Here is a 9,241-nt window from a genome sequence, read left to right on the forward strand (position 1 = left end):
CGCTTGCCACTCTATATCCTTCTAATTTTCAAAGTCTTAGTCTTCACCACTAACTTCATTGTTTTCTTTTACTTCTCTTCTGTTTCCTACAAATTTAAAATCTTCGGCAACAACTTCAGCTATATATTTCTTATTTCCTTGTTTATCCTCATAACTACCTGTCTTTAGCCTTCCACTTAAACTTATATAACTTCCTTTAGTCATATATTTACAAACTACCTCAGCTTTTCTTCCCCATATAGTTACTGGAATTAAATCTGCTTTTCTAGTTCCATCTGCTGATTTGAAATTTCTATCTACAGCAATTATAAATCTAGTAAAAACCTTTTCGCCATTTTCTATAGTTTTAAGTTCAGGGTCTCTTATAAGCTTTCCTAATAACACTATTTTATTCATTTTATTACACCTCCTGAATATTTCACCTTTGAGTATAACCACTTAAAGATTTTATATTCAAATAAATGTAATTTTTAGTATCTAATAACCTATTTTATCTTTAAATTTCCTCTTCTTATTCCAATAACAGAATTTATTTCTCCACCAGTTATAAATATTATGGATGTTATATACAACCAAGTAATTAATATAATTACTGCTCCTAACCCACCATAAATCTTTGAGTAGTTACTAAAATTATTTATATAAAATGAAAAACCTAAGGAAACTATAAGCCATCCAATTGTGCATATAGCTGCACCCGGAAATACCTCCTTCCATTTTAGCCTTTTCGATGGTGTATATCTGTATATTCCTGCAAATATACAAATCATAATAAATATTACCATTCCATATCTTATGAAGTTCCATATTTGTGATACTATTTCAGGAAAAGGTAAATATGTCGTTAATAAATTCCCTATTAAGCGTCCAAAGACAAGCATTACCAATGTCAACATAATTACAAATGCTAAAGCAAATGTACAAATTATAGCAATTATTGCTCTCCTAATAAATGATCTTGTTTCCTTTATTCCATATGCTTTATTTACACCTTTAATAACAGCTCTGAACGCTGACGATGCAGCCCATACTACTAATAATAAAGAAGCTCCTAATAATCCAGTATTTTGTTTTTCAATTACCTCTATAATTATATTATAAATAAGTTCAAATGCACTAGTCGGCAATATAGCTCTCAATCCTCCTAGTACCTCCATAGAATCCAAGTTGCTAAATCCTATTAATGTTAATAAAAAAATTAAAAAAGGAAAAAACGATAATATCATATAATATGCTAGCTGTGCGCCTAACGCAAAAATATCATCATCTCTAATTTTGACTATAAAATAAATAATAAAGCCAAAAAAATTTTTGACTTTACTGCCCTCCTTATTTGACATAGCACCACCATATTCCCTTTCTATTTACTCTTTTATAATATGTATATACTCTTTTATATACATAATGACTATGTTGTTTATTTTAATTTATAATCTTCTATAATCCAATCTGATGGCAAAATAAATCTATATTTAGGATTATTATACCGATTATCTATTAATAAAACTCTTCCTTTATCTGTCTCAGTTCTAATTACCCTTCCTACTGATTGAAGTACCTTATTTATACCAGGATAAGTATATGAATAATCAAATCCATTAGTGTCAAAATACTCTTGTATTATATTATTTTCTATAGAAACCTTTGGAAAACCTACTCCTACTATAATAGCTCCAATTAACTTATCTCCAGGTAAATCTACCCCTTCAGAAAACATTCCCCCAACAACAGTAAAGCCAACAACCTTATTCTCTAAAGAAAACTGAGCCAAATACTCTTCTTTTTGTGCTTCTGACAGACTTTCTCCTTGAACTATTGTACCATCTTTACCATATATATCAACATATCTTTTGTATACTTTTGCCAAATAATCAAACGATGGCAAAAACACCATATAATTTCCTTGCACTTCATTTATAAACTGATTGATAATTTTACATAATATATCTATGTTTCTCTCTCTATTAACATATCTCATATCTAAGCTATATAAATAAGTTAATAAATTCTCTCTATTAAACGGAGAATCAAATTTTACTCTAAAACTATTTTCATCTCCACCTATTAAGTCTACATAATATTTTATTGGAGATAATGTGGCTGAAAAAATAACACTTGAATATGCACTTTTTAATGTTTGTTTTAAATTTAAAGATGGATTTATACAAAATATCTTTATTATAAACTCATTCTTTTCTTTTTTTAATATAGTAGTATATTCCTTATTATATAATTCACTAACTGCTATAAAACTCCTAGCACTATAATAAAAATCCAATACATCATCATATCCTAAAGTTCCTTTGCTTTTAATTAAATAACTTTCAGCTTCATTAATAAATGTTCGTAATAACTTAATTAAATCTTTATACACCACATTATGATATAAAAAATCTTTATTTACCTCTTCTAACTCTCTTCTTATTAATATCATTTCCTTATTTATAGCATTAGATATTTTATATAAATTGGGCACTTTTCCCTTTATAACTTTGTTTACAGTCATAACTTTACTTTTTTCTAGTTGACAACTATACATATCTCTTGCTCTATTTACAAGATTATGTGCTTCGTCTATCAATAATATATTTTCTTCATTACGCTCCTCAAATATTCTTTTAAGTTTTACTCTTGGATCAAATGCATAATTGTAATCACATATTATTCCATCACACCAATCACTTAAATCTAGAGATAATTCAAATGGACAAACCTTATACCTTTTTGCATACTCAATAATATCTTTTCCAAAAAATTTATTATTCTCTTTTATTAATGATATTATTACATCATTAATTTTTGTAAAATAATCTTTAGCATATATACAATCATCCGGATTGCATTTGACTTCATCATTTAAACATATTTTTTCTTTAGCTGTAATTGTTACTACCTTAAATTCAAGGCCTTCTTTATATAGTTTTAAATATGCTTCCTCGGCTACAGTTCTTGTAATTGTCTTAGCTGTTAAATATATTATTTTTTGTCCTCTACCCTCTCCAATACTCTTTAAAGATGGAAAAATAGTAGATATAGTCTTTCCTATACCTGTAGGTGCCTGTGCAAATAAAATTCCTTGCTGTTTTATACTATTAAAACAATTTACAGCTAATTCCCTTTGTCCTTTTCTATATGATTCAAAAGGAAATTTTAAATCTTTAATACTTTTGTATTTAATCTTATTAAATTTTTCTTTAACAGTAATTACTTCTAAATACTTATTAACTAGAAAATAAACAAATTCTTTTAATTCTCCAAAATTATATGTCTTATCAAAAGATCTAACTTCACTTGTATTTATATTAAAGTAGCTTAATCTAATATCTATTGTCTGTAAATTATTATCTAAACAGTAAATATACCCATAAAACTTTCCTTGAGCCCAATGAAGCATATTATAATCTGAATCAATACAACTTAAATCTTTATATGTTGATTTTATCTCTTCAATAATAACCTTTTTATTTTCTTTTATAATACCATCCGCTCTACCATCTACTAATAAGTTTATATCATTAATTATAAACTTATGCTTTAAGGCTACTTCTTTTTCATAATCTTCATATATTGTTTCATTATCCTTTTGAAGTATACTATGTGCTATCGTTCCTTCTACAGCTCTTCCCCTAGACACAAACCTATCATCTAAACTACCATTTTTTAATACATATTCAATAATACCTCTTACAGATTCCTTAAAAAGTAATTTATCACTCATAATTTTTCCTTCCTTATTTTATAAATTTATTATAACAAAAAAGCTACCAATTAAATCGGTAGCTTTAATAATAAATAACTTTTAAGTCAAATGTGTATTTTATTCTCTTTCAATTTAACTTCAAAATTTAAGTGAAGTTAAATTAAATAAATCTAAGATTTAAATTCCCTTTTAAAGAGAACTCCTCCTATTAACATCTGATGAATAAATTCGATTAGCTAAACCTAAGATTTAGAATCTCATTTATGAATGGTATCCATTTACAATTTTTTGAACTAACTTCTTAATGGCACTTGCTTGTGCTATTAAAGATAAAACAACAACAAAAGTTCTTATACTATTTTCATCTTTTTCATCAAGATTTAAATCTTTTATAATAGAATCTAATTTATCATCGTTTATAGCAGTAGCATCTAGATATTTTTGAAAACTTTCACCTTGTGTTTCAAAAAATAGCTTATAAGCTGTTTCCCAATCAATAATATCATCAGATCTATCATTAATTTCATTAAATGCTAAGCTAAAAACCTTTTTGATTTCTTCTGTTGTAAGAATAGGCCTCATATAACTTAATAATACAAGTTGTACTAAGTGAATCTTAGTATACCCTCTTTTTTTACCGTCTTCTGGTTTACTAATTACCTCACTTTTTATATAATTTTGTACTATATTATTAGTGTATTTATCTTCTACAAACTTATCATTTAAAAAATCTATAACCTGAGATAAAAAAAGGTCATATTTAGGTAAGTCATCATAAGGAATCATTGATGTATTAGCTATTTCTTCTGCAACTTCTTTTATATAGTTATTATCAATCTTATTAACCATATCATTTCACCTCATCTTTCTCTATTTTTCAGTAATTATATTATATAGTTATTATAAACTTATTACAAGTTAATATCGTCTATCTTATATGTTATTTTTTTATGACATATCTTTAATTTTCGTCATATATTAGAAAAATATACCTTTTAACGTTAATTTACTTTTTTTTCTTATTTTATCATCTTATATTTAATAATTTTAAATTAATAAACCCTTTTTCTACAAAATATGTGTACAAGCAGTATATTAAATCATTTATTTTGTCATTTATTTTATAAAATATTATTGACTTTTCAAAAATATGGTAGTATAGTTTATTTATGAATTAATTTAAAGAGAAATTTGTAATTAAAACTTTTTTTAAAGTTTTTTATTGACTTTTAATTACATATCTGCTAATATTAATCTGCTAAATGTCGAAACTTGTTTAAGGAGGAATTTTTTTATGAAATCAACTGGAGTTGTAAGAAGAGTAGATGAGCTAGGAAGAATAGTTATCCCAATAGAATTAAGAAGAACTTTAGATATAGCTGAAAAAGATGCTTTAGAAATATATGTAGATGGTGAACAAATCATATTAAAGAAATATGAACCAGCTTGTATCTTCTGTGGTGATGCTAGAGATGTTATAAACTACAAAGGTAAAAACATCTGCAAAAACTGCATGGAAGAATTAAAACTTGGAAAGTAATTTCAAAATTTAATTTACATATTTAAAACGATAATTAGGTGGAGTACCTTAAGGCACTCCACCTTTATTATGTTTATATATCTATAGCAATTTTGTACACTTCTTTTTTAGGAAGTTCCCTTTCCTTAGCTACAAGCTTTATTGCTTCTTTTTTATCAATTCCACTATTTATTAAATTAATTAAATGTTGTTCTACTGTTATTCCACTAAGTTCTTGCTCTTTTTCAGCCCTAATTTTACTTTCACTTTTACCAGCAATAACTAAAACAAACTCTCCTCTTGGTCTATTTTCTAAAAACCAATTATATGCTTCTTTAATAGTTCCTCTATATATATCTTCATGTAATTTCGTTAATTCCCTACATACTGCTATATTTCTATTACCCAATGCCTCTTCTAAATAAGCCAATGATTCTATTAGTCTATGTGGTGATTCATAGAAAATTAAAGTTTCTTTCTTATCTTTTATTTCTTCTTTTAGTATTTTTCTTTCTTTTGTTTCCCTTGGTATAAATCCTCTAAATATAAATTTAGTCGTATCTAAACCAGAATATACTAACGCAGTAGTAATTGCTGTTGCTCCTGGCAATACTTCAAATGCAATATTATTTTCTATACATTTTCTAACTACAACACTTCCAGGATCTGATATTCCTGGTGTACCTGCATCAGTTACTATTGCAATATTTTTTCCTAATTCTAATTTTGATACTATTTCATCACTTTTTCCTTGCTCATTATGTTGATGATAGCTAAATAGAGGTTTTTTTATATTAAAATGATTCAATAACTTTAAAGTTTGCCTTGTATCCTCAGCTGCAATTTCATCAACATTTTCTAATACCTCTAAAGCTCTTAGAGTTATATCTTTTAAATTCCCTATTGGTGTTGGTACTAAATATACCTTTCCATATTCCATTTGCATTACATCCTTCCATAAATACGATTTATCTCTTCACTGTAATTTCCATTATCATCATATACATATAAAGTTTCTTCCCACTTTAAGAATGCCCCACCATCTCTTTGCCCTTCAACTAAAACTATATTAGGTGCTTTTTTTGTATTAGGCTGAACCAATCTAACTCTTTTAGGTTCTATCTTATACTTTCTCATTAATCCAAAAATATCTGCTAACCTTTCTGGTCTATGTACTATAAACATTCTTCCATTATCCTTAAGAAGCCTTCTTGCTGATACAATTACATCTTCTAAGTTACACATTATTTCATGCCTAGCAATAGCTAATTTATCATTTGGATTTAAAATCCCTGCATTATTTAATTTATATGGTGGATTTACTGTTACAACATCAAATCTTCCTAATGAATCTAATAAAGCTTTATCCTTTAAATCCCCTTGAACAAATTTAACTATATCACTAGTATCATTAAGTTTAGAGCTTCTATTAGCCATTTCAACCATATCATCTTGTATTTCTAAGCCTATAACTTCTTGAGGCTTATACTTTCCATATACTAAAAATGATACTATACCAGTACCAGTACATAAATCTATTACTCTATGCTTCTTTTTTACATTTGCGAAATGAGATAATAATACAGCATCTACCCCAAATCTGAATCCTTGTTCTTTTTGTATTAATTGTAGTCCATTTAATTGTAAATCATCAATACTTTCATCTTTGCCTATATTAACTTCCATAACACACCTCTATTAAATTGCCTTGTAATTTAGTTAATAGTTTATATTTAATAGTTAAGGATTAATTTCAGCTGAGCTGAAGTTAGAAAAATATATACTTTAAGAAACTCACATAGGAGTTTCACCATTAACCACTAACTCTTAACTAATAACTAACTAAGTTGTTTCGCAATATTTTTCAATTGTAAACTAAGTACTTTTATTATACATATTATATACAAAAAAGACTAGGATTAATAAAATCCTAGTCTGTAAACTCAAATTATACTACTCTTCTCGCTGTATAGAATTTATATACGCTTGAAACTTTAACTACATCCCCAGTACTTGGTGCATGTATCATTTGTCCTCCACCTATATATATACCAACATGTCCAGTATGAGGGAATACTAAATCTCCTGGTTGAAGGTCGCTATAAGCTACAGGTGTACCTACATTTATTTGATCATATGTTGTTCTTGGTAAACTTACTCCTGCAGCATTTTTAAATACATATTGAGTAAATCCTGAACAGTCAAATCCACTTGGAGATGTCCCACCCCATACATATGGTGTTCCAAGGAATTTATATGCATAATCTACTATTGCATTACCAGTTGCAGATACTGTTGAGTCACCTCTATTTGGTTTACTTGCAGCATTTGCAGCATCTATTGCAGCTTGAAGCTCTGCAACTTTAGCCTTTGCAGCTTCGATTTTTTCATTAACTTCTTCTTTTACTATGTTACTCTTAAGCTGATTATCTCTTATACTTCTTAATTGAGAAATTGCACTGTTTAATTGATCAATTGAACTTGATGAATTCTCAATAACAGCATATTGTGGTGTAACTAATTGTCTCTCTGAAACCGCTAAGAATTCTCTTTCAAACTCAGCTTGTTCAGCTTTAGCTTGTTCAACTAAAGTTTCTTGTTCAGCCTTTTTAGCTTCAAATTCACTTAATGATTTTTGAGTTTCTTCATTTATCTTTACAAGTTCTTCATTTTTCGCATCTAAGCTCTCAATTTTTTGATTAAGAGAATCTTGTTTTTCTTCAAGTTCTTTAACTATCTTTTTGTCTATGTTTACTAATCTGCTAGTTGATTCAATCTTAGATATTAAATCATTAAAACTGTCAGCACTGAATAATAACATTATGTAGCTACTTTGTCCACCTGATTTGTATAACTCTCTAATTCTCTTTCCTAGCACTTCTTCTGTGTTAGCTATATCCTCTTTTGCAGTTTCTATTTCTTTTTCAGTATTTTCTACTTCAACTTTTATTTGCTCTATTTGAGTATTATTCTCGTCAATAGTTGCAACTAAAGGTTCTATTTCTGCATTTAAACTATATATTTTATTATTAATATCCTCTATCTTTTTCGTAAATTCATCATATTTGTTCTGGTTTTCTATTACTTCTTGATTTGGTGTAGCAAAGGTAGGCATTGCTGAAGTAATAACTAAAGTAGCAGCTAATAATGCTGATAAAATTTTCTTCTTCATATTTATCTGTAGGTCTTTAGACCCTCCCCCTCTCCTTTGGTTTCTTTACCATTATATCACTTATGGAAACTTTGGACAATGGTAAATTTTAAAAATGCCTATTTCACTGGTATGTAAATGTATACCTAGAATTATTTTTTTCCAATTCAATACCCTTTTAAATCATACTTTTTATAAACATACCTTATATTTATATAGATTTTCATATATATTATTACTAATTATTTTCTTATTTTCTTATTTAATATATATTGAAATGTAGATAATATAGCTATACATACTACAAATATCATTACAATAGTCTTACTAATATCCCCTACTACAAACGTTGCAATAGAGCATATTACTCCAATTACTCCAATTAAAATATTCGTATAACCACTTAATTTCATAGATTTAGCTTCTTTATATAATTCTGAATCCTTAGGGTCTATATTTTTTATATACTTATTATTTAATAAGAATGTACCTAATAAAATGAATCCTAAGCTTCCTAAAATCATTACTATAATTGTAAAATTCATATTTACACCACCTTCTTAATATTTACTAATATAAAATTATATCATAATATTATTTTTTAACATAATGCTAAAATAATTATCAAATATTTTAAATAAAAGTATTGACATAATTATTAATTATTCATATAATATTAAATGTGCTGCGGGGTGTGGCGCAGATGGGAGCGCGCGTGGTTTGGGACCATGAGGTCGCAGGTTCGATCCCTGTCACCCCGACCAAAGAGATAGGTTTAAGTCTATCTCTTTTTTTTATGATAAATTACAATATCAAGTGCAACACTAATTAATTGCAAAAAAAATAACCCATACGGGTACGTTCATGTTAA

9 protein-coding genes and 1 tRNA gene are annotated in these 9,241 nt (G+C 27.3%); 2 read left to right on the top strand and 8 right to left on the bottom strand.

Going from position 1 to position 9,241, the window contains the following annotated elements:
- Positions 1–36: 36 nt before the first annotated feature.
- The 4 genes from ABUA17_RS14525 to ABUA17_RS14540 form a co-directional block, all read right to left on the bottom strand.
- Positions 37–396: a single-stranded DNA-binding protein gene (locus ABUA17_RS14525; RefSeq protein WP_042401942.1), complete on the bottom strand. Its 360-nt coding sequence runs from the start codon at positions 394–396 to the stop codon at positions 37–39.
- A gap of 89 nt (positions 397–485) precedes the next feature.
- Complete coding sequence (locus ABUA17_RS14530; RefSeq protein WP_042401940.1) at positions 486–1,340, bottom strand: YihY/virulence factor BrkB family protein; 855 nt, start codon at positions 1,338–1,340, stop codon at positions 486–488.
- 77 nt (positions 1,341–1,417) lie between these two features.
- Positions 1,418–3,718, bottom strand: a complete 2,301-nt coding sequence (locus ABUA17_RS14535; protein ID WP_195951422.1) for an ATP-dependent DNA helicase — start codon at positions 3,716–3,718, stop codon at positions 1,418–1,420.
- Between the two features lie 243 nt (positions 3,719–3,961).
- Complete coding sequence (locus ABUA17_RS14540) at positions 3,962–4,549, bottom strand: DUF1836 domain-containing protein (protein WP_042401935.1); 588 nt, start codon at positions 4,547–4,549, stop codon at positions 3,962–3,964.
- A 445-nt stretch (positions 4,550–4,994) separates the two neighbouring features.
- Between ABUA17_RS14540 and ABUA17_RS14545 the strand changes: the two genes are divergently transcribed.
- Positions 4,995–5,240: an AbrB/MazE/SpoVT family DNA-binding domain-containing protein gene (locus ABUA17_RS14545; protein ID WP_042401932.1), complete on the top strand. Its 246-nt coding sequence runs from the start codon at positions 4,995–4,997 to the stop codon at positions 5,238–5,240.
- 73 nt (positions 5,241–5,313) lie between these two features.
- Here the strand turns inward: ABUA17_RS14545 and rsmI are convergent, their stop codons facing one another.
- From rsmI to ABUA17_RS14565, 4 genes are all read right to left on the bottom strand, one after another.
- Positions 5,314–6,159 carry a 16S rRNA (cytidine(1402)-2'-O)-methyltransferase gene (gene rsmI, locus ABUA17_RS14550; protein ID WP_349818099.1) on the bottom strand — a complete coding sequence of 282 codons (846 nt, stop codon included), beginning with the start codon at positions 6,157–6,159 and terminating at the stop codon, positions 5,314–5,316.
- A gap of 5 nt (positions 6,160–6,164) precedes the next feature.
- The gene (locus ABUA17_RS14555) at positions 6,165–6,905 is read right to left on the bottom strand and encodes a tRNA1(Val) (adenine(37)-N6)-methyltransferase (RefSeq protein ID WP_042401929.1); all 741 of its coding nucleotides are present in this window, start codon (positions 6,903–6,905) and stop codon (positions 6,165–6,167) included.
- A gap of 262 nt (positions 6,906–7,167) precedes the next feature.
- Positions 7,168–8,391: a C40 family peptidase gene (locus ABUA17_RS14560; protein ID WP_195951421.1), complete on the bottom strand. Its 1,224-nt coding sequence runs from the start codon at positions 8,389–8,391 to the stop codon at positions 7,168–7,170.
- A 221-nt stretch (positions 8,392–8,612) separates the two neighbouring features.
- Positions 8,613–8,915, bottom strand: a complete 303-nt coding sequence (locus tag ABUA17_RS14565; protein ID WP_042401923.1) for a hypothetical protein — start codon at positions 8,913–8,915, stop codon at positions 8,613–8,615.
- Between the two features lie 143 nt (positions 8,916–9,058).
- On the opposite strand from ABUA17_RS14565, the gene ABUA17_RS14570 reads away from it, so the two are divergent.
- Positions 9,059–9,134 (top strand) — tRNA-Pro (locus ABUA17_RS14570).
- The last annotated feature ends 107 nt before the right edge of the window (positions 9,135–9,241 follow it).

This window comes from Clostridium sp. RTP31139st1_H3_RTP31139_211217 (genome assembly GCF_040227035.1).
Taxonomy (GTDB): domain Bacteria; phylum Bacillota; class Clostridia; order Clostridiales; family Clostridiaceae; genus Clostridium; species Clostridium saudiense.

What these genes read in the sequence shown, in the direction of transcription:
- ABUA17_RS14525 (WP_042401942.1), bottom strand. Translation starts at nt 396, where the DNA reads ATGAATAAAATAGTGTTATTAGGAAAGCTTATAAGAGACCCTGAACTT.
- ABUA17_RS14530 (WP_042401940.1), bottom strand. Translation starts at nt 1,340, where the DNA reads ATGTCAAATAAGGAGGGCAGTAAAGTCAAAAATTTTTTTGGCTTTATT.
- ABUA17_RS14535 (WP_195951422.1), bottom strand. Translation starts at nt 3,718, where the DNA reads ATGAGTGATAAATTACTTTTTAAGGAATCTGTAAGAGGTATTATTGAA.
- ABUA17_RS14540 (WP_042401935.1), bottom strand. Translation starts at nt 4,549, where the DNA reads ATGGTTAATAAGATTGATAATAACTATATAAAAGAAGTTGCAGAAGAA.
- ABUA17_RS14545 (WP_042401932.1), top strand. Translation starts at nt 4,995, where the DNA reads ATGAAATCAACTGGAGTTGTAAGAAGAGTAGATGAGCTAGGAAGAATA.
- rsmI (WP_349818099.1), bottom strand. Translation starts at nt 6,159, where the DNA reads ATGGAATATGGAAAGGTATATTTAGTACCAACACCAATAGGGAATTTA.
- ABUA17_RS14555 (WP_042401929.1), bottom strand. Translation starts at nt 6,905, where the DNA reads ATGGAAGTTAATATAGGCAAAGATGAAAGTATTGATGATTTACAATTA.
- ABUA17_RS14560 (WP_195951421.1), bottom strand. Translation starts at nt 8,391, where the DNA reads ATGAAGAAGAAAATTTTATCAGCATTATTAGCTGCTACTTTAGTTATT.
- ABUA17_RS14565 (WP_042401923.1), bottom strand. Translation starts at nt 8,915, where the DNA reads ATGAATTTTACAATTATAGTAATGATTTTAGGAAGCTTAGGATTCATT.